Origin of the sequence: Streptomyces sp. NPDC050145 (assembly GCF_044460245.1) — a bacterium.
Classification (GTDB): domain Bacteria; phylum Actinomycetota; class Actinomycetes; order Streptomycetales; family Streptomycetaceae; genus Streptomyces.
On record NZ_JBITJS010000009.1, the window covers coordinates 250,690 to 273,797 of the forward strand.

Consider the following 23,108-nt stretch of genomic DNA (forward strand, 5'->3'; position numbering starts at 1 on the left):
CGCTCGTCACGCAGATTCCGATGCGCTGGACGTATGTGGTGCAGAGCCGATGCTCCGGCCGGGGCGGGGGAGGCGCCTCGGCCGGAGCATCGGAGCCGTGCGGTGTCGCGTCGACGTCAGGCTCGCTGGTCAGCCCAGCAGCCGTCGGGCATCCCGCTCGGGGTTGACGGCGAACAGAGCGCACAGGCCGGATAGGCCGGCGGTGGCCCCGAAGATCTGGAAGGCGAGGGCGTATCCGTCGGCCGCAGTCGCTGCCGCGTCCACGATGGCGCCGGTGAGGTACGGAGCGATCAGGCCACCGAGTGACATCATGCCGGTGAACACGCCGAGGGTTCCGGCGAGCTGGCTGGGCGGGCACACCTGGGAAATGCCGGCGGTGAACAGTGGGTACACCATGGTGCTGATGCCGTAACCCAGCGAGACGCAGGCAACAGCCAGTGCCGGAGCGTGGACATACGGCAGGAGTACCAGGCTGACGCAGGTGACCAGGAGTGCTGCCCCGGGTACGAGTCCGCGCAGCACCCGCCCGCTGGCTCCGCGGGACATCAGGCGATCGCTGATGAAGGTCGAGCTGAAGATGAAGACGAGTCCTGCCAGGCTGGGGATGCCGAACATGCTGCCCGCCTGCAACTGGCTGTAGCCGAGGCCGGTCTCGAAGTAGGAGGGGAGCCAGGTGAGGACGGTGGTGGACAGCGCGTATGCCGAGAACACGGCGAATGTGCTGGCGAGGAAGGTGGGGGTGCGGAAGATGCGGATCCACGCGACCTTGACCTGCCCTTCGGAGGCAGAGCCCTGCGTGCTGTTCGCCGCTGCCTGGCCTGTGTCGGATGTCCCGCGGCGGCCTCTGCCCGCCGCGGACTCGGTGCCGTAGGGGCCCTCTCGCCAGACGGGCAGCCACAGCAGGATCCAGGCGGCACCGACTCCGGCCAGCGTGATGAAGGCCGTGCGCCAGCCCCAGGTGGCGGCGATGGCTGCCAGCGCCGGGGCTGCGAGGATCTTGGCGATGGCGGCACTGCCGGTGATACAGGCGCTGGGCAGGGCACGCTTCTCCGAGGGGTGCCAGGCGTACACAGCTGTGTGCGCCAGAGCGATGGTGGGCCCTTCGAAGAGCCCCAGCGCCATGCGGCTGATCAGCAAGGCGGAGAAGGTCGCCGCGATCACGGTGGGCAGCATGCAGACGGCCCAGGCCACGGCCAGCAGTACCAGGAGCCAGCGTAGGGACATCCAGCGGTGCAGCAGCCCGGAGAGCATCCCACCGATGGTGAAGGTGAGGAAGAAGGCGCTGCCGATCAGGCCAACCTGGGAGTGGGTGAGGCCCAGTTCCTCCGACATCGGCTGGGCGGCGATGCCGAGTACGGCCTTGTCGGCGTAGTTGACGACGTAGAGCAGGACGATCGTGAGCGTGATTCCCCAGGCGCGCTTGCCGGAGCGGGCGGCTGTGCCGGTGGGCGGTGCGCTGGGCGTGGTGAGTTCGTGCGATGTCATCTCTGTCCTTCCGTCCCTGCCGAGGGGGGCCAGGGGCCGTGGTGCACCGCAACGTGCACCCGAGTTCGCGTGATGGGCCCACGCGTGATGGGGACTGTGGGCGGCGGAGGGGCGTAGCGAGGGAAATCGTCCGGGAGGGGTTGCTCTTGGTCCCGGGAGCGCTCAAGCTATTCGGACAAAGAACGTCTGTAAACCCTTGTGCGTGGATTCAGAGTGACTGATTCCACATTGCGCGTACGTCGTGACAGGTGACCGAAGGATGGCTGCACATGGCCTGTGGAGGGACGCCGGTGATCTGGGTCTGCTGTCAGGCCGGACCGCTGAGCGGAGCCATGGTGACGAAGCCGAGGCTTCGACCGGCGGCAATGTCCCGGTCGAAGCCTCGGCCTGGGAGGCGGCGCCGCTCAGACGCGGACCAGTACCGCCTGGCCCAGCCCCACCCCGATGCATGCCGAGGCCACGCCGAGGCCGCCGCCCCGGCGGCGCAGCTCTCGGCACAGGTCCACGATGACGCGGCCGGCGGAAGCGCCGAGCGGGTGGCCCAGCGCGATGGCGCCGCCGTTGACATTGACTTGCTCGATGTCAACGTCCGGCATCTCGTGGAGCGTGGAGAGGACCATCGCGGCGAACGCTTCGTTGATCTCCCAGAGATCGATGTCGTTGTGCGTCAGTCCGGCGCGGTCGAGCAGCTTCTGGATCGCGCCGACCGGCGCGAGGCTGAATCGATCAGGCTCGACGGCCACGGTGGCGCTGCCCAGGATCCGGCCGAGCGGTTCCACTCCGAGGTCACTCGCGGCCCGCTCCGTGCCCAGCAGCGCAGCGAAGGCGCCGTCGCTGATGGGGGAGGAATTGCCCGCGGTCACCGAGCCGTTCTTCGAGAAGGCCGGTGTCAGGGCGGCGAGGGTCTGCTCGGTGCTTTCGGGGCGGATGGCCTCGTCCCGCGCCAGCTCGGGCTGGGGGAGTGCGAAACCCTTGTGCGCTCCGGCCTCCCAGGCGTCGTGTGCACGCTGGTGGGAGCGCCGAGCCCAGGCGTCCTGATGCTCGCGGTCGATGCCGAGTTCGTCGGCGATGCGCTCCACGCATGTGCCCAGCGGATCCGTCCAGTGCGCAGGGAAGGCCGGGTTGACCATGCGCCAGCCGACCGTCGTCTGGAAGATCTCCTGCTGCTGCAGCGGCTTGTCGGCGCGGGGGAGGACGAAGGGTGCCCGGCTCATGCTCTCCACGCCGCCGGCCACCACCAACTCCGCGTCACCCGTGGCCACCGTGCGTCCGGCCTGTATGACAGCCTCGCCGCCAGAACCGCAGAGCCGGTTCACGGTGACGCCGGGCACGGTGACGGGCAGCCCCGCCAGCAGCGCGGCCATCCGGGCCACGTTGCGATTCTCCTCTCCCGCGCCGTTCGTGTTGCCGAGGTGGACGTCCTCGATGCGAGTCGGATCCAGCGTGGGGGTGCGCTCGATGAGGGCGGCCAGTGGCCGGGCGGCCAGGTCGTCGGTGCGGACGCTCGAAAGAGCGCCGCGGTTGCGGCCGAATGGCGTCCGCACAGCGTCGATCAGGTACACGTCTCGCAGTTCGTTCATGGTGGATCGCCTTTCGGCTGCGCTCGGATGGGCTATGACGGAATCTATACGCTGTCGCGAGAACCGTGACAACACCATGAATGATCATCTTTGTTCAGTTGGAAGCCGCAGAAAACGGAGTAAAGCCATGGATGTCGGATCTCTTGTCATACGTGCAGCCCGTCGGTTCCCCGAGCGCACCGCGATCGATGGCCCCGAAGGTGCCTTGACCTTTGCTGAACTCGGCGACCGAGTCCTCCGTCTCGCCAACGGCTTGCGTGAACTGGGCCTGCAGCCCGGCGACCGAGTCCTGGATCTGCAGGCCAACAGCACCTCATACGTCGAGACCGACCTCGCCATCCGCGCGGCAGGGCTCGTCCGCGTCGCCCTCAACTACCGTCTGCACGACAGCGACTGGGAACGCATCGCCACCGACTGCGGAGCCAAGGCGCTGATCTACAACGCCCGCTTCGCCGAGCGCACCGAGGCTCTGCGCTCCGGCCTGCCGCACGCCATTGCGATCGGGGATGCCCCTGGAACCCCGTTCGAGAAGCTGATCGCCTCCGCCACCGCAGCCCCGCTCCCCACTGTCGACCCCGACAGCCTGTGCGGGCTGCACTATTCCAGCGGAACCACAGGGCACCCCAAGGGCGCTCAACGCACCCACCGCAACTGGTTCGCCTCCGTGGTCAACATGACGCACGATGTGCTCGGTGGCGTCCCCGGCCCGGACGACGTTTACGTGCACGGTGGTCCGATCACCCACACCAGCGGGCTCTTCCTGCTGCCCTTCCTGGTCGCAGGCGCCCGCCAGATCGTGCTGCCGGCCTGGGACGAGGCGGAGTTCCTGGAGGCGGTGGCCGAGCGCGGCGGCACACACACCGCTATCGTCCCGACCATGGTCGCCCGTCTGCTGACCACCCCTGGTGCCGACCGTGAGGCACTGCGCGGTCTGAAGATGCTCGGCTACGCAGGAGCTCCGATGCCGCCGGACCAGATGCGCCGTGCTCATGAACAACTCACCCCGAATCTTGTGCAGTACTACGGACTGGTCGAGGCCATTCCGCCGGTCACCCTGCTGGACGCCACCGACCACGCCCGAGGCCTGGAGAACAACCCGGACCTGCTGCGTTCGGCCGGACGGGCCGCACTCGGCGTCGAGATCCGCATCGTGGACGAGGATGGTCGCTCTCTCGCGCCCGGCGAGACCGGCGAGGTGGTCACCCGTGGCGATCACGTCATGCGCGGCTATTGGCGTGCGGAGGACCGCGAGGACCTGGGCAAGGCCGTCGTCGACGGCTGGCTGCACACCGGCGACATGGGCTGCATGAGCGAGGACGGCCACCTGTGGCTGGTGGACCGCAAGGGCGACATGATCATCTCGGGTGGCTACAACATCTACCCGCGTGAAGTGGAAGACGTCGTAGCAGAGGCCCCGGGCGTCGCCGAGGTAGCCGTGCTGGGCATCCCGGACGACGACTGGGGCCAGCGTGTGGTCGCCTTCGTGACGGCTCGTCAGGGAGAGAGCGTCGCCCCGGATGCTGTCATCGCGCACTGCGCGCGGCACCTGGCTTCGTACAAGAAGCCCAAGGAGGTGCGGGTCGTCGAGGACTTCCCGCTCAACTCCAACGGCAAGATCGCCAAGCGAGAGCTGCGCTCCCGCCTGGTGCAGGAGGCCGGCGCGTGAACCAGGACCCGCAACTGCGCCCCGACTACGCTCCCGAGGGCGCCGAGCACCCCGGCGTCTATCCCTACACGCGGGGTATCTCACCCGAGCCCAAGCCCTGGATCATGGGCCAGTACGCCGGCTTCGGTACCCCACACGAAGCCAATGAGCGCTTTCGTAAGCTGCTCGAGGCAGGGGTCACCGGCTTCTCCGTCGCGCTCGACCTGCCCACCCAGATGGGCATCGACTCCGACGACCCGCGCGCCGTGGGGGAGGTGGGCAAGGTCGGTGTGGCCATCGACTCCCTCGCCGACATCGAGATCCTCATGAAGGACATCCCGCTCGCCGAGATCACGCAGGTGCGGACCACCGCGAACTCCATCGGCTACATCTGGGCAGCCCTGTTCATCGCTCTGGCGGAGCGTCAGGGGACCGATCCGAACAGCTTCGGCCTGACGATCCAGAACGACGTGCTCAAGGAGTTCATCGCACGCGGCACTCAGATCTTCCCGCCGGAGGCATCACTGAAGCTGTCCGCGGATGTGATCGAGTACTGCGCCCAGCACGTGCCCCGCTGGGTTCCGCTCACCATGAGCGGCTATCACATCCGGGAGTCGGGTGCCTCTGCGGCGCAGGAGGTGGCCTTCACGTTCGCCAACGCCCGCGCCTACCTGGACGAGTGCATTCGGCGCGGCGTCTCCATCGACGCCATCGCCCCTTCGCTGCTCACCTTCCTCTCCATCACCACCGACTTCCTCCCCGAGGTCGCCAAGTTCCGTGCCGCGCGCCGCTTCTGGGCGCAGCTGATGAAGGACGCCTACCACGCGCAGGATCCCCGCTCGCAGCAACTGAAGATCTTCGCCTTCACGGCAGGTTCCTCACTCACCGCGCAGCAGCCGCTCAACAACGTGGTGCGCGCCACCTTGGAGGCCACGGCAGCTGCCCTCGCCGGCGTTCAGACCATGCATGTCTCCGCCTATGACGAGGCACTAGGCGTTCCCACCGAGGCCGCAGCCACGCTCGCGCTGCGTACCCAGCAGATCGTCGCCTTCGAGAGCGGGCTCACCCGCACCCTGGACCCACTGGGCGGATCATGGGCCATCGAGCACCTCACTGACGAGCTGGAGCAGGAGGTCCAGCAGGTCAGCTCACTCATCGAGGACAGGGGCGGGCCGTTGGCCTGCATCGAATCGGGCTGGTTCGCCCAGCAGTTGAGCGAGGGTGCCTATCAGCACGCGATGGCCGTCGAGCGCGGTGAGCGCACAGTGGTCGGTGTCAACCGCTTCCCGGAGGCCGCCGAGCCGTTGGACGTCTTCTCCGTGGATGCCGAAGGGGAGGCGCGGCAAGCCCAGGCCGTGCGGGACGTGCGCGCCAACCGGGATGAAGGTGCGGCCCAACGGGCGCTGACTGCACTGGGCAAGGCGGCCGCGGAAGGTGCCAATGTCCTGCCCGCCACCATCAACGCGGTCAAGGCGTACGCGACCGTCGGCGAGATGGTCGAGGTCTTGCGTTCAGTGCACGGTTCATGGATCGCGCCAGCCGGCCTCTGAGTCACTATATGACGGCAAACTGACGCATTTCCCCGAGTCGTACCAGAGAAACGAGATCGCGATGGACGCCAGGCTTCCCCTCACCTCCGGGACCGTGAACACCCGCTCCATGCTGTTGACCTGCTACGGTGCGTTCATTCGCGATCTGGATGGTTGGGTCGCCGTCCGTGACCTGGTCACGCTCTTCGCCGACCTCGGCATCGAAAGTGGCGCCCTTCGCGCCGCCCTCACCCGGCTCAAGGCCGGCGGCACAGTCGTCCCCGAGAAGCAGGGCGGCAGGCCCGGCTACCGGCTCAGCTTCGCATCCGAGGCGCTCGTGATCGAGGGCGAGGAACGACTGCACGGGCACCTCGTCCCGGCCCGCGTCGAGGACGGCTGGGTGCTCGCCGTCTTCAGCATCCCCGAGAGCCGCCGTGAGCAGCGCACCTTGCTGACCAGTCGGCTGGAGTGGCTGGGCTACGGGCTGATGGCGCCCGGAGTGCGCATCGCGCCCGCTGCCCAGCTCCCGGAGACCTCGGCCACCCTGCGCCGGCTCGGCCTGACTGACCACGTCCACCTCATGCGCGCCACATATGAGGAGTTCCAGCGCCCTGAGGAACTGGTCAGGCAGTGGTGGGACCTGGATGCGATCGCTGAGGGGTACACCGACTTCCTCGCCGAGGCGCAGCCGGTACTGCAGCGCTGGGAGAGCAGCTCCACCGTCGACCCACGCGAAGCGTTCGCCGACTACGTGCGGGTGCGCACACTCTGGCGCCGCCTTCCCTACCTCGACCCCGGCCTGCCCGACGAGCTCTACCCAGGGCAATGGCCCCGCAGCCGAGCCACCGGAGTCTTCCTCCACATCGACCGGCTGCTCCGCAAGCCGGCACTGGAACACGTGCAGGCGGTGACGGGCCACACAGGCCCCACGCCCGCACCTCGAACACCGTAAGGAGAACGCAGTGGAGAGCATGCTGACCGACGAGGCGCGCGGCTGGATCGGAAGAGAGTTCGACATGCCGCCGTTCACCGTCACCGAAAAGGACATCCGAAAGTACGAAGCAGGCCTTGGCAATCCCGTCCCCGAACAGCCCGCTGTCGCCCAGCCGCTGCTGTACACCGCACTGGTGCGTCCCGTTGTACCGGTCGCGGAGCTGACCTCGGACGGACTCACCGAAGACCGGCGTGCGCCGGTCGGCGAGGGCCGGGTGATGTTCGGCGGGATCGATGTCGAGCTGGTGCGCCCGCTCGTCGTGGGCGATGAGGTGCGCGGGCGGAGACGGCTGGAGTCGCTGGAGGAGAAGCGTGGGCGGCGAGGCCCGTTCGTCCTGGCCACCTGGTGCACCGAGTACGTGGATGCGGCAGGCGAACCGGTGATCCGTGAACAGTCCACCCAGATCCTGAAGTGACACAGCACAAAGTGAGGCCCTACTCCATGACCACCATCACGATATCCGTCGGCACCCAACTCCCCGCTGTTACCCGGCAGCCCGATGCCACCCAACTGTTCGTCTACAGCGCCGCTGCCTGGAACGCGCACCGCATCCACGTCCACCGCGAACAGGCGCAAGCCGAGGGCCACCGCGACCTCGTGGTGCAGGGCTCACTGCAGGGCGCCTGGCTCGCTGACCTGGCTGCCTCCTGGGCTGGCGAGTTCGGCCAGGTACGCAGGGTGCACTTCCGTAACACCGGCACCGCGTACGTCGACGAGAAGCTCACTGTCTCCGGCGAGGTCACCGCCGTGCGCACCCTCCCGGACGGGCGCACCGAGGCAGAACTGGCCCTGCAGGTCACTGGGCCGGCCGGGGTCACCGCGCAGGGTGGCGCCACCGTCCTCCTGGCTGTCGAGGAGCAGCAGTGAGCGCTCTGATCAGCGGCGTGGGGGAGACGGACTACTCCAAGAAGAGCGGCCGCACCACCACGCACCTGGGCATGCAGGCCGCCCTGGCTGCCGCGCGCGACGCGGGCATCGACGTGCGGGACATCGACGGCGTCGTCAGTTTCCCGCACTCTCTGAGCTCCGAGGACGTCGCTGCCAACCTCGGGCTGCACGCCCTGCGGCACAGCGTGACAGTCGCGATGGGCGGTGCCAGCTCTGTCGCCGCGCTCAGGCACGCCAGGCTCGCCATCGAATCAGGTGCCGCCCGGCACGTACTGATCCTGCGTGCCCGCAACGGCTGCTCCGGCGGACGTATCCACGAACGGCCCTCGCAGCTCCCGGCGCAGCACTTCCGCACACAGCTCGAGCACCCGTACGGATGGAACACCGCGGCCCAGCGCTACGCCATGATCTGCCGCCGCTACATGCACGACCACGGGCTGACGCGCGAGCAGCTCGGAGCCGTCGCGCTCGCCGCCCGCGCCCACGCTCAGCTAAATCCGCGCGCGATGATGTACGGCCGTGAGCTGACCATGGAGCAGTACCTGGCCGGACGGATGATCGCAGATCCGTACCACCTCTTCGACTGCTGCCTGGAGACTGACGGCGCCTGCGCGGTCATTGTCTCTGCACAGGCTATGCCGAGTGGGCCGCCATCGGTGCGCATCGTGGCAGTGGCTGAGGGGCGTCCACGTACCCCCGACGACCTGACCAACCGGCCGGACCTGCTCGCCATCGGTCTCGCCCCGGCCGCGGCGGAGGTCTGGGAACGCACGGGCCTCGCACCTGCGGACATGGACGCCGCCATGATCTACGACTGCTTCACCTTCGAAGTCATCCACCAACTGGAGGCGGCCGGCTTCGCTCCCGAGGGTGGCGGCGGGAAGTTCGCAGCGTCAGGAGCCATCAGGCTCGACGGGTCGCTGCCCGTCAACACGCACGGCGGTCTCCTCTCCGAGGGGCATCTGTCAGGCCTGAACCACGTGGTGGAGGCTGTGCGGCAGCTTCGAGGCGGCCTCGGAGGCACGGGCCTGGGCATCCGGCAGGTCGAGGGCGCCCGACATGTCGCCGTCACTGGCTGGGGCGACCTGGGCGACGGCTCCTTCGCTGTCCTGGCCAACGAAAGGGGAACTGCTCGATGAGTACCCGGCCGCTGCCCGACACCACTGACCCCGAGTTCGCCCCGCACTGGGCTGGGCTGCGCGAAGAACGCCTCCTCGTGCCCCGCTGCACCGGCTGCGGTCAGCGCTCCTGGCCTCCCCGCCCGGTGTGCGCCGCCTGCCACTCAGACCGGGCCGAATGGAGCGAGATCGCCGGCCACGGCACCGTCTACTCCTGGACGGTCGTCGGTCACCGCACCGTGCCTGGCTTCGAAGCCCCCTACGCCGTGGTCCTGGTGGAAACCGACGCAGGGGTACGCCTGCTCGGCGCCTTCACCACGGACAGCAGCGAACTACGCATAGGCCTGCCTGTCACCGCTGTCTACCAGCAGGTCGACGACGAGGGGACCTCGCTCCTGGCATGGGCCCCCGCAGAGAGGACCGCAACCACATGACCCTCCGCATCCCCGCATTTGCGCACGACGACAGCGACATCCGGCACGCCCTGCGCGACATGTTGGACTCCTGCTCCACGCCCAAGGAGGTACGGTCCGCCGAGAGCGCGTCCACCCGCCACGATCCGGCCCTCTGGGCCCGGCTGACCGAAGGCTCCTGGTCCTGCCTGACTGTGAGCGAGGAACGAGGCGGCGTCGGTGGCTCAATTGCCGACCTGCACCTCGCCCTATTCGAATTGGGTCGAGCCGCGGCACCTGCCCCGGTCCGCAGCGCCGCTGTGGGCACCGCCGTCTTCCTGGACCGTGTATTCCCCGGATCCGCATACGCCGCCTCCGTGGTCCGTGCAGTGTGCGGGGGTGAGATCCTGGTCCCCGCGGTGGTCGAGGACGACAGCCCGTCCTCGGTGTACGACGCTGCGACCGGTACGGTGACGGGCCGCATCCCTCTCGTGCGTGATGCAGCCGCTGCGAGCGGGTTCCTGCTGTGTGCCGCGGACGGAACCTGGCTCACCGTGCGCGTCGCCGACGTGGAGATCAGCCACCAGCCCAGCCTTGGGGAGGACAATCAGTACTCCCTCTCCCTGATCGCCGCCCCCGCGGAAGCCATCGGCACCCACCCGGCCGCAGCTGCCGCTTGGCGCACTCTGCGGTGGTTCACCGAGGCGTGCTGGATCACCGGGCTCGCCACCCGGGCCCTTGAGATGGCCGTGGCACACACCAGCGAGCGAGCCCAGTTCGGCCGCCCCATCGGAACCTTCCAGGCTGTCCAGCATCTGCTCGCCGACTGCGCGATCGGCATCCAGGCAGTCAACGACCTTTGCCGGGCAGCTGCCCTTGTCCTGGATACGCATGGTGCGACCAGTCCGGAGGCGCACGTGAGTGCCGCCGAAGCCCTGGAAGCGGTGCGGCTGCATGCCCGCACCGTCAGCCGCAACACCCACCAAGTGCTGGGCGGCTCCGGCTACGTACTGGAACACGACCTGCAGCTGTACACGCGGCGCATCCGCTCCGCCCTGCTGTGGGGTGCAGACAGCGAGGAGCTCCTCGAACTGGTCCTCGCCCACCGCCACCCGACCGCACATGAGGAGAAGGAGGCCGCATGAGCCTGACTGTCTACAGCGCGCAGGACGAGCAGCTCCGCCGTGAGGTGCGCGCCTTTCTGACTGAGACCTGGGACGAGGAACGTCAGCGGGCCGCTCTCGTCGAGCAGCACCACCACCAGGACCACATCCCGCAGGAATGGGAGCGAGAGTTCTGGCGTGAGCTGGGAAGGCGCGGCTGGCTCGGGCTGGCCATCCCCCAGGAGTACGGCGGGAGCGGCGGCACAGCTCTGCAACGGCACCTGCTCACAGAGGAGATGAGCTACATCGGCGCGCCGTACCCGCGCGCAGCTACCTCCATCGTCGCGCCGGCACTCCTGGAACACGCGGAAGAGGAACTGAAACAAAGGTTCCTGCCCCGCATCGCCCGCGGTGAGATCAACTTCTGCCTCGGCTACAGCGAACCGGAGGCCGGAACCGACCTCGCCGCGCTCAAACTGCGCGCCCGCCGCGAGGGCGACCACTACATCGTCAACGGCATGAAGCTGTTCACCAGCCGCGCGCACCGTTGCGATTACGTGTACCTGGCAGTGCGCACCGATATGTCGGGCAGGAAGCACGAGGGCATCACGCTCCTCATCGTCGATCTCGCGGACGTGGTCATCGAGCCGCTGCCCACGATGGACGGCCGCACCAACATCACCTACTACGACCAGGTGCGCGTCCCCATCGCCAACCGCGTGGGCGAAGAGGGGAAGGGGTGGACCTACCTGAGCGGGGCACTGGGCCTGGAGCGCATCGGGGTCTTCCCCACCGGGCACATCCGCCGTTGCCTGGAGGAGATCGTCAAGTTGGCCCGGCGCCCCCGCCCGGACGGACGAGTCCCCGCCGACTCGGCCGCCGTCCGTCAGCAACTGGCCCGCTCCCAGGTGGAGTTCGCCGCGATCCAGACCATGGTGGAGGGCGCGCTCACCCGCGCCGCCGCCGATGATGAGCTGCCCGGCTTCGTAGCGGCGCAGGTGAAGACCGCTATCACCGAGTACAAGCAGAGCTTGGTCGACCTGGCCGGAACCATGCTGGGCCCCTACGGGCAGTTGATGCCCGGCGCCCTCGACGCACCCCTGGAAGGGATGGTGCCGCAGCTTTGGGCAGACGCCATCGTCCATACCTTCGGCGCCGGAACCAACGAGATCCAGCGCGACATGATCGCGCAGCGAGGGCTCGGCATGCCCCGCAAGAGCCGATGACCCGTCGAATCCGCACCCCTGTGAGGAACCAATGACCAGCACCGACTCGCCGCTGTCCGGCATCACCGTGTTGGACCTCAGCCACATCTACGCCGCCCCGTACACCACCTTGATGATGGCCCAGGCCGGCGCCCGTGTGATCAAGGTCGAGCCGCCCACCGGGGGAGAGCATCTGCGCAAGCGCGGGACGATCCCCGGTCCGCGCTACGCCTTCGCGATGATGAACGCCGGTAAGGAATCCCTCACGCTCGACCTCAAGCACCCCGAAGGCCCCAGCACACTGCGCGCGCTGGTCCGTCGCGCCGATGTGCTGGTGGAGAACTTCCGCCCCGGCACCATGGATCGACTGGGGGTCGGCTGGGACAAGCTGAAGGAGGAGAACCCCCGGCTGATATATGCCCAGTCCTCGGGCTACGGCTCCACCGGCCCCTACGCCGAGTACCCGGCCATGGACCTGTCGGTGCAGGCCATGTCCGGGCTGGTATCGGTGACCGGCCACCCGGACGGAGACCCGGTCAAGGCGGGTGTAGCGGTCTGCGACATCTCCGCCGGTATGAACCTGTACGGTGCTGTCACCACCGCCCTCTTCCAGCGTGAACGAACCGGTAAGGGCATGCGGGTGGAGGTGTCCATGATGGAATCTGTCTTCCCGATGCTGATGTCCAGCGTCAGCACCTACTACGCGACCGGGGAGATCGGACCGCGTACCGGTAACCGGCACCCGGGGATGTCCGTGGCGCCCTACAACATCTTTCCCGCCAACGACGGGCACGTCGTCGTCATCTGCGAGAGCGACCACCACTGGTCCTCCCTCACCAAGATCATGAACCGACCTGAACTCGCCACCGACAAGCGCTACGTCCACACCAAAGAGCGTGCCGCGCGGATGGACGAGGTCGATGCGATCGTCACCGAGTGGACTTCAGGACGCGGAAAGGAGGAAGTCTTCCGGGAGTTGGTTGCGGTCGGCATCCCCGGAGCTCCGGTGCGTGACCTCGCCGACGTCGCCACCGACGTTCACCTGCAGGAACGAGGCTTTCTGCACACCACCCCACACCCGGAACTCGGCGACCTCACCGCGATGGGTTCGCCGCTCGAGCTGGGAGACTCGCCGCGTCGGCATCTGCATCCGGCCCGGGCTCTGGGCGAGGACACTGCCCAGGTGGGCAGCGAGCTGCTGGGTGAGGAGATGTTCCAGAAGCTCGCCGGTTCCGGAGTTTTCGGTATCGAGTGACGCCACCCTGACGCTTCGGAATGCGAAGCAGGCCCTGCACAGTGACGTGCAGGGCCTGACCGGCAGTCTGGATCAAGCCCAGACTCGTTGGGGCGGGGGCGGGGGCGGGGGCGGACGCCGACGGCCTCGCGACCTACTCCGCAGCGTCCGTCCAAGGCGTGAACCAGCAGGCATGGGACGACGAAGCCGGGCAGCCGTAGTCGAAGATCACTCACAACTTGGCTCACCTGGGCGGGTGTCCCTATGGCTTTGGTCAAAGGGTAATCGGGGTTGGTGGTTGGTAGAAGTTGCCGTCGCGGAGCATGGCGAACAGGACGTCGGCTCGGCGGCGGGCGAGGCAGAGGAGGGCTTGGGTGTGGTGCTTGCCCTGGCTGATCTTCTTGTCGTAGTGGGTCCGGGAGGTGGGATCGGCTAACGCGGAGAGGAAGAACGCCCTCTTGAGCCGCTTGTTTCCTCTGCGGGAGGGCTGTTCGCCGCGGATCGAGGACCCGGAGCTGCGGGTGGCCGGGACGAGGCCGGCGTAGGCGGCGAGGTGGGCGGCGGAAGCGAAGGCGGTGCCGTCGCCACGTCGATGAGGATGCGCTGAGGCAGGTACGGGAACAGGACTTGCAGCAGCTCAGTAGTGTGATCCCCCACCGCGAGGAGCTACCCAAGGATCGCCGGCTTCACGGAGAGTGTCGAAGAGCCTTAGATTTCCCCATTGGCGGCCACTTCGGCTTCCCACCACACTTCGTCTACGCAGCGTGAGGTCACCCTCGGCGGTGTTCGCCCCACCACGGCAGGATCGGAGGCAGGTCGCTGAGGCCGCGGGCCGGCCGCTTCGGCATCGGGGACTCCCCATCGTCCCCGTCCCAGCGGCGCGCGTACTGGTCCGGCAGGTTGCCCCAGCCCCCATAGGGAACCGGGCGGTCGGGAATCTCGCCGAGTTCCTCGAGGGGGTCAATGCGCTTCTCCGCCACCGTGCAGAGGTGGGCCCAGTCGTCGCCCATGTCGAAGACGTAGGCGAACTGTTCGCCGGCCTGAAGTCGGCTCAGCTTGGCCGCATGGCCGTCCACGGTGCCGTCCGGGGCCTCACCGTCCCACCAGTCCAGCGGGCTGACGTGGGTGGCGTCGGACAACGTGAACAGGTGCAGGTGGGCCAAGTCCCAGCGCGCGAAGCCGAGATCGATGGCTGAGGCGAGCTCCGCAAAGGAGTGCGACCGAGCAGCGGTGAACACCCGGCCTGGACGCGGCCACAGGTCCGCACCATGACCGGAGACCAACTGCACCCGGATCGACAGCCAGGTACGCGTCACGTCGACAACCCCCTCATACGTCAGATCCACGAGTCAGCGCCGAGGCTACTGAGTGTGACTGCCAACTGGGGAATCGAGCTGGCCATATGTGGGGAGTTTCTACTGGCTGCCGTCACTTTCTCAAGGTGTCGTGGCGTGGTTGCGCACCGTTCGAGCCCAGCCGGTCACCCGCAGGCTCAGATGACGCAGAGCTCTCCGGTCGCACGGACCGTGATTTCGGCGATGGAGACACCCCAAGGCTGATTGATCGCGTAAACGATGCTCCGGGCCAACTGCTCCGGAGTGATCGACGCATAGCGTGGGTTGTTCTCGTCGGCGAGTTCGGGTGGGAGTGTCCCTGCCGCGCGTTGTTGCACCCGCTCGCTGTACTCCGGGAAGTTCTGCCCGGCCAGCCCGACCAATGCCGCCCGGTTGATGATGCCCCCGCCGAGGCCAGTGCCGGGAACGCCGGTCGGCTTGACGACGGTGACCTTGATCAGTCCCTGTGACTCGATCCGGAGGGACTCCGAGAGAACGTTCACAGCGGCTTTGGTCGCCGAGTAGACACCGCTGCCCGCACTGCCCGCGTTGCCGTAGATGGATGAGACGTTCACGATGTGTCCGCGGCCCTGGGCCATCATGATGTCGTGCACAGCGGCTATGCCATGCACCACACCCTTCACATTGATGTCGATGCACCGGTCCCAGGCCTGCCAGGCGTCTGCGTGGTCGGCGTAGAACGCCAGCGGCATCACACCGGCGTTGTTGACCAGCACATCGATCGCCCCGAAGCGCTCGACGGTGCGCTGGGCCAGCCGGTCCATCTGCTCCTTGACGGTGACGTCGGCGATCACGGGCTCGAACTCGCCGCCTTTGGCGCGGATTTCCTCGGCGACCGCATCCAGTCCCTCGGCGCTGACGTCCGCGCCGACGACCCGTGCGCCGAACTCGGCGGCGTACTCGCAGACCAGGCGCCCGAAGCCGCTGCCCGCGCCGGTGACCACGAGGGTCTTGCCGCTCAGATGGTTTGTCATGGGCGTCCTCTCATCGTTCGACAACTCACGCATCAGATGATGTCGATGCGGCTGAGCACGTCAGCGACGTACAGTCGCTCGCCGGTGATCCGGACCGGGAAGCGCCACCAGGGCTGGCGCCGGGTGGCCCAGGCGAGGAAATCCTGGGTGGTGGATGTGGCGCAGTCGGGGGCCTGCTTTCCGGTCGCCGGATGGATCCTGATCGGAGTCGCCTCGTCTGCGGTGGGTACCAGCAGGAACCGTCGTGCGCCCGGCCCTTCGAGGCTGATCTCCACGGGTCTGGTCAGGGCAGGTCCGATATCTGTTCCGCACATGGCCGGCAGCCCGGTGAGCATCCAGTCCAGTGCGGGTGCGATGTATGCCTCGTCGATCTTGATACCAGGCCCTTCGGCCGGGTTGTTCGGCTCAGGGAGATCGATCGTGAGGTGTATGAGGTGGTCGAAAGCGACCGCGTCACTGCGGGCGTGCAGGGGGTAGTAGCCGATGTCCGCGCCGCCGGCGAGAGTGTCGGCGAGCGGTGGCTCCTGGACCGCGTCCAGGCGCGGCAGTGCGGCGTTGGCCTGCTGTTCGTAATACTCCAGCGCCTGCGCGCTGCTCCAGTGCCGCCGCTGATTGACCATGATGTCGTTCATCCGCTCGACCTTTCCGCTCGGATTCGGCGGTCGGTCGAGCGAGCTGGGGTCGGCGATGAGGTTGAAGAAGACCCCCATGTGGACGATCACGTCCTGCACCCGCCACCCGGCGCAGGCGCTGGGTTGTTCCCACTCCTCCGGAGTCAGCCTTGTGAAGATCCGGACCGCACTTTCAACCAGGGCTCGGCTGGCCTGCACGCCTGCGTGTGACACGGAGACTCCTGAAGATTCATACAGACGAATGTAGTCCGAAATTGGAAAGTATGCCGTCCAGTGAAGGTCGTCAATGGCGCCGCCGAGCATCTCTGTGTGTGCTCGCTCGACCTCGCGGGTGCGGTCGGGTGTGCTCTCTCGGGGTGTCGACCCCTTTACAGACGAGGATCGTCCGGATTAGCTTGAGTGCATCCGATCACAGCAACAACGACAGTGGAGTTGAGCATGGGACTGCTTGAGGGACGTGTAGCAGTGATCACGGGCGGCGGCAGGGGGATCGGTGCGTCGATCGCCCGGCGCTATGCCGCTGAGGGCGCATCCGTGGTGATCAACGACCTGGGTACCACGGCTGATGGCTCCGGCGGAGACAAGGGACCGGCCGAGGAAGTCGCAGCCGAGATCCGCGCGGCCGGCGGCAAGGCGATTGCCGACGGCGGTGACATCGCCGACGTGGCGACGGGCCGGCGGCTGGTCGATGCGGCGGTGGAGGAGTTCGGCAAACTGGACATCCTCGTGAACGTCGCCGGCATTCTGCGGGACCGGATGATCTTCAACCTCGGTGAGGAAGACTGGGACGCGGTCATCCGGGTGCACCTCAAGGGGCACTACTCCACCGTGCACCCCGCCTCGCAGTACTGGCGCCAGCAGCGCAACGCCGAGGGCAACTACCGGATCATCAACTTCTCCTCCATCTCCGGCCTCGACGGCTCGCCGGGGCAGGCGAACTACGCCGCGGCCAAGATGGGGGTCGTCGGTCTGACCTACTCACTGGCCCAGGGGCTGGCGAAGTACGGCGTGACGGCGAATGCCATCGCGCCGGGCGCGGCCACCCGACTGACCGCGACCGTCCCGGACGACAAGCGGGCCACCAAGCGCAGTGCCGAGGAGATTGCCGAACGCTCCCCGGACAACATCGCCCCCTTGGCCGTGTACCTGGGCAGCGAGCGCTCAGGCTGGCTGACCGGGCGCACCTTGAGCGCGGCCGGCTACCAGGTCGGGCTCTACAGCAACCCGGAGATCATCCGGCAGCTCAACGGCACTGAGCCGTGGGATGTGGAGAAGCTGGGTTCCCTGATGGAGACGAACTTCCGCCGGGTGGCGGACGGTCTCCCGCCGAGCGTCTTCGCTGCGCAGCGCACCCAGAACTGATTCCGGAGGGACTGCTTCCCATGAAGGTTCTGCGTGACATCCAGGTTGTCGATCTCACCACCGGGATCGCGGGCCCGATCGTCGGAATGTTCTTGGCCGACTTCGGTGCGGAAGTAGTCAAGGTCGAGCGGCCGGGGGGCGACCCCGGCCGCTCGCTCCCCGGATTCGCTGTGTGGAACCGGGGCAAGAAGAGCACGGTCCTCGACCCGGCCGTGACCGAGGAGCGCTCCTTCCTGGAAACGCTGCTCCGGGGGGCGGACATCGCGCTCGTCCGTGACGTCGGAGGGCTGCGAGCGTACGGCATCGACCCGGATGAGCTGCGGCGTGCCAACCCGCGGCTCGTCCTGGTCGAGGTTCCGCCGTACACCTCTGACGGTCGCACGCCCTGGTACGGCGGACATGAGTCGCACGGACTGCTCGCGGCCTCCTGCGGGATGGCCCGCCGCCAGTCCTCCCATGACGGCGGGCCGGTCGAGATGGTCCTGCCGCAGTACCTCTACGTGCAGGGAGTGTGGGCCTCGGTCTGCACGGTTGCCGCGCTGTTGGAGCGGGATAAGTCCGGCTACGGCCAGAGGGTCACCGTCACTGGATTGAACGCGGTTATGGAGGCCGCGGTCAGCGCCTACACCCTGATGGCCGGGACCCCCGATCCCAACACCGCCATCGGTGCCGGCGGGCGCCACCCCACCTACACCCGGCACCAGGCCGGAGACGGTAAGTGGCTCGGCGTCGGAGGTCTCGGCGCAAAGTTCGAGACCAGCGTGCTCAAGGCCATCGGCCTCGGTTCGATGATCGATGAAGCGCGGATGGGTGGCATCTCCGGCCTGCTCGACCCGAACAACATCGACTGGGCGACCCAAAGGGTCAAGGAGGCATTTCGCGCCCGCGGCCGCGACGAGTGGCTGGCGATACTCAGCGAACTCGGCGTTCCCTGCGGTGCCATGGACGATCCCGACCAGTGGCTGGACCATCCCCAGCTCCACGCCATCGGAATGCGTGTGGAGGTGGACGATCCGGAGCGTGGACCGGTCACCATGCCGGGTATCCCGCTCCAGCTCACCCGCAGCCCGGGCCGGGTCGCCGGGCCGGCGCCCGCCCTCGGCGCACACAACGTCGAGGTCCAAGCCCGTGAGCCGGGGCCGGCGCCGGAGGGCGCACCCCGTCTGAGCGCAGGGCCGCTCGCCGGATACCGGATCTTGGACCAGGGCACCTTCGTGGCCGGACCGTACTGCGGATTCCTCCTTGCCGAACTCGGTGCCGACGTGATCAAGGTGGAGCCAAAGGACGGTGACCCGTTCCGGGCCAACGGTTTCACCTTCAACCGCGGGATGCGCAGCCTTGCCCTCGACCTGACCAGGCCCGAAGGGCAGAAGGCATTCCACCGGCTGGTGGAGGTCAGCGATGTCCTGGTCAACTCACTGCGTCCGGGAGTCGCAGAGAAGCTCAACATCGACCATGGCAGCCTCAGTGCGGCGAACCCGGGGATCATCACCGTCTCCCTCTCCGGCTACGGAGAAGTGGGCCCGATGGCCGGGACGCCCGGGGTGGACATGGTCATCCAGGCCATGTCCGGGATGATGATCCGCCAGGGTGGGGACGACGAGCCGGTGTCCAACACCGTCGCCATCATCGACACCACCACGGCCGCCCTCGGCGCGCTGTCGGCCGTCCTCGCCTTGTTCCACCGGGAGCACACCGGCGAGGGCCAGCACACCTGGTTCTCCCTGGTCGGCACGGCTACCTATCTGCAGTCCGGAGAGGTGGTGCGTTACCGGGGCAGGCCCGACCCGCTCACCGGCGGGCGAGACTTCCGCGGCCGCCACCCGCTGGACAGGTTCTACCAGGTCGCCGATGGCTGGATCCGCCTGCAGGCTCCGGATCCTGACGCTGTGTCGGTGGAACGCCTGAGCAGCGCCGGCATCAGCGTCGACGCGGCCCTCTTCTCCGGCGACCAGGCCGCCGCGCTTGAAGCCGCGCTGCTCCCACAGGACGGTGAAGCCGCGGCCCGGCTGCTGAACGCGGCCGGCATCCCGGCTGTGCGGGCCCGGAAGATCACCGAGGTGCTGGCCGACGAGCAGTTGCTCGGCGCGGAGTTCACCCACGCCAGACCCGCGGAGGGCGGCGGTTTCATCCTCACCCCCGGACGCTACGCCGCCTTCAGCCGTACCCAGCGTTGCGGTCCGCTGCCGGTCCCCGGCACCGGCCAGCACAGCGATGCGGTGCTGCGCGGGGCCGGACTCGAGGAAGAGGAGATCCAGGAGTTGGTCGAGGCGGGCATCGTCACCCGCGGCGGCCCGATGGAGCAGAAGCTCGCCCCCATCTATCGATGAAGTACCACGTACCAAGCACAGAAGGGTGCCCAGCATGGCACTGAACCTCGAGGCGGTCGGACAGCGATTCGACGTCGGGGAACGAACCTGGGATTCCACGGACGCGATCATCTACGCGCTCGGCGTGGGCGCCGGGTCTCAAGACCCGTCCGCGGAACTGGAATTCACCACCGAGAACTCCGAGGGGGTGCAGCAGAAGGCTCTGCCAACCTTTCCGGTCGTGCTGTGGTCCCGGGAGAAGCCGGTGTCCCTGGGTGACTTCCATCTCTCCAAGGTCCTGCACGCAGAGCAGTCCCTGACGCTGCATCAGACCATTCCGGTCGCCGGCACTGCGCGTACCACCTCCACCATCCGGGCCTTCTACGACAAGGGCCCGCACGCGCTGGCTGTGGTGGACTCAGAGCTCACTGACACCTGTGGCGGTCAGCTACTGGCCACGATCAGCAAGACCGTCTTCATCCGGGGCGAGGGTGGGTTCGGCGGTGAACGCGGCAGTTCGGCCGCCTGGGAGCTGCCCGACCGCCCCGCCGACCGCACAGTCAGCTACCCCACCCGCGCCGACCAGGCGCTGTTGTACCGGCTGAGCGGCGACCGGAACCCGCTGCACTCCGACCCTTCCTTCGCCAAGCGGGCCGGCTTCGACCAGCCGATCCTGCACGGCCTGTGCTCCTACGGTGTCACCGGCCGCGCCCTGCTGCACGCCATGTGTGACGGAGACCCGGCCGCATTCGGTTCCATGTCTGTGCGCTACACCAAGACCGTGCTGCCCGGCGAGGAACTGACCGTGGAGATGTGGGAGACCGACGAAGGATGCCGCTTCCGCACCCGGGTCGGCGACCGCCTCGTCCTCGACCGCGGTGAGTTCACCAGGAGGGCATCGTGAGGGAACCCAGGCCCACCCCCGACACCCAGCGCTACTGGGACGGCGTGCGGGCAGGAGAACTGCGCATCCAGCGGTGCCGAAGCTGCGGCGAACACTACTTCTACCCGCGCCCGTTCTGCCGGTACTGCGCTTCCCGCGACGTCGAGTGGAGCGTGGCCTCGGGGAAGGCGCGCCTCATCTCCTACATCGTCAACCACCGTCCCGGCCCTGGCTTCCAGGAGGTCTCCCCGGTCATTGCCCTGGTCGAGCTGGAGGAAGGTCCACGGATGATGACCAACATCGTCGGCATCGACGCGCCCATCGACGAGCTTCCCGAGCATCTGCCGATGGACCTGCGACTCCAGGTCAGGTTCGATCAGCGCGGCGATTCCGTGCTGCCGGTGTTCGCACCGGAGGGGAGCGCTACAGCATGAGTAAGACGCTGAGTATGCACGGCGGTGACATCGCGATCGTCGGCGCCGCCGAGACCACGGAGATCGGCAGCCGACCGGACATGTCCGTGCTGGAACTGCACGCCGAGGCCGCGTTCAACGCCCTGGCTGACGCAGGGCTGAGCCCGGCCGACGTGGACGGCATCTCCACAGCCCGCCCCATGCCGATCGAGGTGGCGCACCACCTCGGCATCACTCCCCGTTGGCTGGACGGCACGGCGATCGGCGGCTGCTCCTTCCTGTCCCACGTCCGGCACGCTGCCACAGCGATCGCCGCCGGCGCCGCGGATGTGGTGCTGGTCATCCACAGTGAGTCCGGTCGCTCGCGTGTCGGAGTGCCCGCCCGGGCACCCGACCCGGCTACGCCCGTCGGGCAGTTCGAGAACCCTTACGGGGCCATCGCTCCCTACTCGACCTTCACCCTGCCAGCCCTGCGCTTCCTGCACGATCGCGGGATGACCCGGGAGGCCCTCGCCCAGGTAGTGGTTGCACAGCGCGAGTGGGCGGCGAAGAACCCGAGGGCACTGAAGCAGAATCTGGTCTCGGTCGAGGACGTACTCGCCGCGAAGATGATCGCCTACCCGTTCACCAAGGATATGTGCTGCGTGGTCACAGACGGCGGCGGAGCCCTCGTTCTGACCCGTGCGGACCGGGTGAAGGACCTGAGGCGCGCTGACACCCCGGTCTACCTGCTGGGCTCGGGAGAGTCAGCGGAGTCGACCATGGTCTCTCAGATGGCGGACCCCAGCTCCTTCGCCGGGTTCCGCAACTCCAGCGCAGAGGCCTTCGCCACCGCCGGCATCACCCACGCAGACGTCGATCACCTGATGATCTACGACGCCTTCGCCCATCTGCCGCTCTACGGTCTGGAGGATACAGGTTTCGTCGGCCACGGCGAGTCCGCGGCCTTCATCGCCGACGGTCACACCGGGCCCGGTGGACGCCTCCCGATGAACACCAACGGCGGCGGGCTGAGCTACACCCACACCGGCATGTACGGGATGTTCGCGATGCAGGAGGCGATCAGGCAGCTGCGCGGCGAGGCAGCCGCTCAGGTGCCGGGCACGGAGGTCAGCTTCGTTCAGGGCGTAGGGATGTTCTTCTCCGCATCGACAAGTCTGGTCTTCTCCAACCGAAGGGACTGACCTGAGGGCAGGGCGAATGACGGGGGATGGCAAGATGCGAGACGTGACGAAGACACCTGCATCGCGCCCCGGGCGGCCACCGGACCTGGAGATCGAACCCAAGGTGATCGCCGCTGTACTGGAGGTCTACGCCAAGGTCGGGTGGGGCGGTTTCACCATAGACGCCGTCGCCCGGCACTCCCGTGTGGGCAAAGCTGCCATTTACCGCCGGTGGTCATCGAAACAGGGTCTGATTGCCGCTGCCATCGCGTCCTTGCGTCCCCCGTCTGCCACGCCGTTCAATGGGCCGTTCCGCGATGATCTGCTGCACGTCGCGGAACGGCTCAGTACGCGTTACCTGGGCAAACACGGACTGGCCTATTTGCGGGCTCTGGTCGAGGCCAAGATGTTTCCTGAGGTGCTGGGCGAGGCGCTGGAGCCCTTCCGCCGGGACATGATTGCAGCGGGCCGCCGGATCGTGGTCGGTGCCATCGAGCGCGGTGAGCTACCCAAGGACACCTCCCCGGCACTGCTCATGGACACCATGGCCGGCGCCATGATGTATCACGTCCTGATGATGCCGAATGACCAGATCGTCAAGCTTGCTGCGGATCCCTCCGAGTTCAACGAACAGGTTGTCGCCTTCACTCTGGCCGGAGCAGGCTGGATGCCGCCGACATCGGGTGGCCAGCCCGAGGTGGAGTGATTCCAGGCGCGTCCGGTCAGCAGTGAAGGGGCGGGGGCCGGGGGGGCGGGGGGGGCCCGGGCCGCCCCCCCCGCGGGGCCCCCCCCCCCCCCCCCACGGCCGGGGGGGGGCGCGCGGTAAAAAACGGTAAAAGAGGGT

21 protein-coding genes and 1 pseudogene are annotated in these 23,108 nt (G+C 67.7%); 16 read left to right on the forward strand and 6 right to left on the reverse strand.

What is annotated here, in order from left to right; genetic code table 11:
- Window positions 1–129 precede the first annotated feature (129 nt).
- Window positions 130–1,485, reverse strand: a complete 1,356-nt coding sequence (locus tag ACIBTU_RS20025; protein ID WP_399127608.1) for an MFS transporter — start codon at window positions 1,483–1,485, stop codon at window positions 130–132.
- A 404-nt stretch (window positions 1,486–1,889) separates the two neighbouring features.
- A complete protein-coding gene (locus ACIBTU_RS20030) occupies window positions 1,890–3,056 on the reverse strand; it encodes a thiolase family protein (protein ID WP_399127723.1) in 1,167 nt (388 codons plus the stop codon).
- 136 nt (window positions 3,057–3,192) lie between these two features.
- Between ACIBTU_RS20030 and ACIBTU_RS20035 the strand changes: the two genes are divergently transcribed.
- From ACIBTU_RS20035 to ACIBTU_RS20080, 10 genes are all read left to right on the forward strand, one after another.
- A complete protein-coding gene (locus tag ACIBTU_RS20035; protein WP_399127609.1) occupies window positions 3,193–4,731 on the forward strand; it encodes an AMP-binding protein in 1,539 nt (512 codons plus the stop codon).
- On the forward strand, window positions 4,728–6,260 hold the full coding sequence (locus ACIBTU_RS20040) for a methylmalonyl-CoA mutase (RefSeq protein ID WP_399127610.1): 1,533 nt from the start codon (window positions 4,728–4,730) through the stop codon (window positions 6,258–6,260). The genes ACIBTU_RS20035 and ACIBTU_RS20040 overlap by 4 nt, the downstream gene beginning before the upstream one ends.
- Before the next feature lie 61 nt (window positions 6,261–6,321).
- Entirely contained in the window at window positions 6,322–7,191 is an 870-nt protein-coding gene (locus tag ACIBTU_RS20045) for a PaaX family transcriptional regulator C-terminal domain-containing protein (RefSeq protein WP_399127611.1), read from the forward strand.
- A 19-nt stretch (window positions 7,192–7,210) separates the two neighbouring features.
- Complete coding sequence (locus ACIBTU_RS20050) at window positions 7,211–7,648, forward strand: MaoC family dehydratase N-terminal domain-containing protein (RefSeq protein ID WP_399127724.1); 438 nt, start codon at window positions 7,211–7,213, stop codon at window positions 7,646–7,648.
- A 26-nt stretch (window positions 7,649–7,674) separates the two neighbouring features.
- Window positions 7,675–8,100: an acyl dehydratase gene (locus ACIBTU_RS20055; protein WP_399127612.1), complete on the forward strand. Its 426-nt coding sequence runs from the start codon at window positions 7,675–7,677 to the stop codon at window positions 8,098–8,100.
- Window positions 8,097–9,260, forward strand: coding sequence for a thiolase C-terminal domain-containing protein (locus ACIBTU_RS20060; protein ID WP_399127613.1), 1,164 nt, complete (start codon window positions 8,097–8,099; stop codon window positions 9,258–9,260). The genes ACIBTU_RS20055 and ACIBTU_RS20060 overlap by 4 nt, the downstream gene beginning before the upstream one ends.
- On the forward strand, window positions 9,257–9,673 hold the full coding sequence (locus ACIBTU_RS20065) for a Zn-ribbon domain-containing OB-fold protein (RefSeq protein WP_399127614.1): 417 nt from the start codon (window positions 9,257–9,259) through the stop codon (window positions 9,671–9,673). The genes ACIBTU_RS20060 and ACIBTU_RS20065 overlap by 4 nt, the downstream gene beginning before the upstream one ends.
- The gene (locus ACIBTU_RS20070; RefSeq protein ID WP_399127615.1) at window positions 9,670–10,776 is read left to right on the forward strand and encodes an acyl-CoA dehydrogenase family protein; all 1,107 of its coding nucleotides are present in this window, start codon (window positions 9,670–9,672) and stop codon (window positions 10,774–10,776) included. The genes ACIBTU_RS20065 and ACIBTU_RS20070 overlap by 4 nt, the downstream gene beginning before the upstream one ends.
- Complete coding sequence (locus ACIBTU_RS20075) at window positions 10,773–11,960, forward strand: acyl-CoA dehydrogenase family protein (RefSeq protein ID WP_399127616.1); 1,188 nt, start codon at window positions 10,773–10,775, stop codon at window positions 11,958–11,960. The genes ACIBTU_RS20070 and ACIBTU_RS20075 overlap by 4 nt, the downstream gene beginning before the upstream one ends.
- Before the next feature lie 31 nt (window positions 11,961–11,991).
- The gene (locus tag ACIBTU_RS20080; protein ID WP_399127617.1) at window positions 11,992–13,194 is read left to right on the forward strand and encodes a CaiB/BaiF CoA transferase family protein; all 1,203 of its coding nucleotides are present in this window, start codon (window positions 11,992–11,994) and stop codon (window positions 13,192–13,194) included.
- Between the two features lie 253 nt (window positions 13,195–13,447).
- Here the strand turns inward: ACIBTU_RS20080 and ACIBTU_RS20085 are convergent.
- From ACIBTU_RS20085 to ACIBTU_RS20100, 4 genes and pseudogenes are all read right to left on the reverse strand, one after another.
- A pseudogene (locus ACIBTU_RS20085) lies at window positions 13,448–13,747 on the reverse strand (transposase); the annotation flags it as partial.
- A gap of 196 nt (window positions 13,748–13,943) precedes the next feature.
- Window positions 13,944–14,489: a hypothetical protein gene (locus ACIBTU_RS20090; protein WP_399127618.1), complete on the reverse strand. Its 546-nt coding sequence runs from the start codon at window positions 14,487–14,489 to the stop codon at window positions 13,944–13,946.
- Window positions 14,490–14,665: 176 nt separating this feature from the next.
- Window positions 14,666–15,502 (reverse strand): SDR family oxidoreductase, encoded by an 837-nt coding sequence (locus ACIBTU_RS20095; RefSeq protein ID WP_399127619.1) that lies wholly within the window; start codon window positions 15,500–15,502, stop codon window positions 14,666–14,668.
- Window positions 15,503–15,534: 32 nt separating this feature from the next.
- A complete protein-coding gene (locus ACIBTU_RS20100) occupies window positions 15,535–16,347 on the reverse strand; it encodes a maleylpyruvate isomerase N-terminal domain-containing protein (RefSeq protein WP_399127620.1) in 813 nt (270 codons plus the stop codon).
- A 225-nt stretch (window positions 16,348–16,572) separates the two neighbouring features.
- On the opposite strand from ACIBTU_RS20100, the gene ACIBTU_RS20105 reads away from it, so the two are divergent.
- From ACIBTU_RS20105 to ACIBTU_RS20130, 6 genes are read left to right on the forward strand one after another with little or no spacing between them, the layout of a single operon-like run.
- Window positions 16,573–17,496: an SDR family NAD(P)-dependent oxidoreductase gene (locus tag ACIBTU_RS20105; protein WP_399127621.1), complete on the forward strand. Its 924-nt coding sequence runs from the start codon at window positions 16,573–16,575 to the stop codon at window positions 17,494–17,496.
- A gap of 20 nt (window positions 17,497–17,516) precedes the next feature.
- Window positions 17,517–19,826 carry a CaiB/BaiF CoA transferase family protein gene (locus tag ACIBTU_RS20110; RefSeq protein ID WP_399127622.1) on the forward strand — a complete coding sequence of 770 codons (2,310 nt, stop codon included), beginning with the start codon at window positions 17,517–17,519 and terminating at the stop codon, window positions 19,824–19,826.
- Window positions 19,827–19,860: 34 nt separating this feature from the next.
- Complete coding sequence (locus tag ACIBTU_RS20115) at window positions 19,861–20,709, forward strand: MaoC/PaaZ C-terminal domain-containing protein (protein ID WP_399127623.1); 849 nt, start codon at window positions 19,861–19,863, stop codon at window positions 20,707–20,709.
- Window positions 20,706–21,122, forward strand: coding sequence for a Zn-ribbon domain-containing OB-fold protein (locus ACIBTU_RS20120; protein ID WP_399127624.1), 417 nt, complete (start codon window positions 20,706–20,708; stop codon window positions 21,120–21,122). The genes ACIBTU_RS20115 and ACIBTU_RS20120 overlap by 4 nt, the downstream gene beginning before the upstream one ends.
- A complete protein-coding gene (locus ACIBTU_RS20125; RefSeq protein WP_399127625.1) occupies window positions 21,119–22,285 on the forward strand; it encodes a thiolase C-terminal domain-containing protein in 1,167 nt (388 codons plus the stop codon). The genes ACIBTU_RS20120 and ACIBTU_RS20125 overlap by 4 nt, the downstream gene beginning before the upstream one ends.
- Window positions 22,286–22,328: 43 nt before the next feature.
- Window positions 22,329–22,970, forward strand: coding sequence for a TetR/AcrR family transcriptional regulator (locus ACIBTU_RS20130; RefSeq protein ID WP_399127626.1), 642 nt, complete (start codon window positions 22,329–22,331; stop codon window positions 22,968–22,970).
- Window positions 22,971–23,108 lie beyond the last annotated feature (138 nt).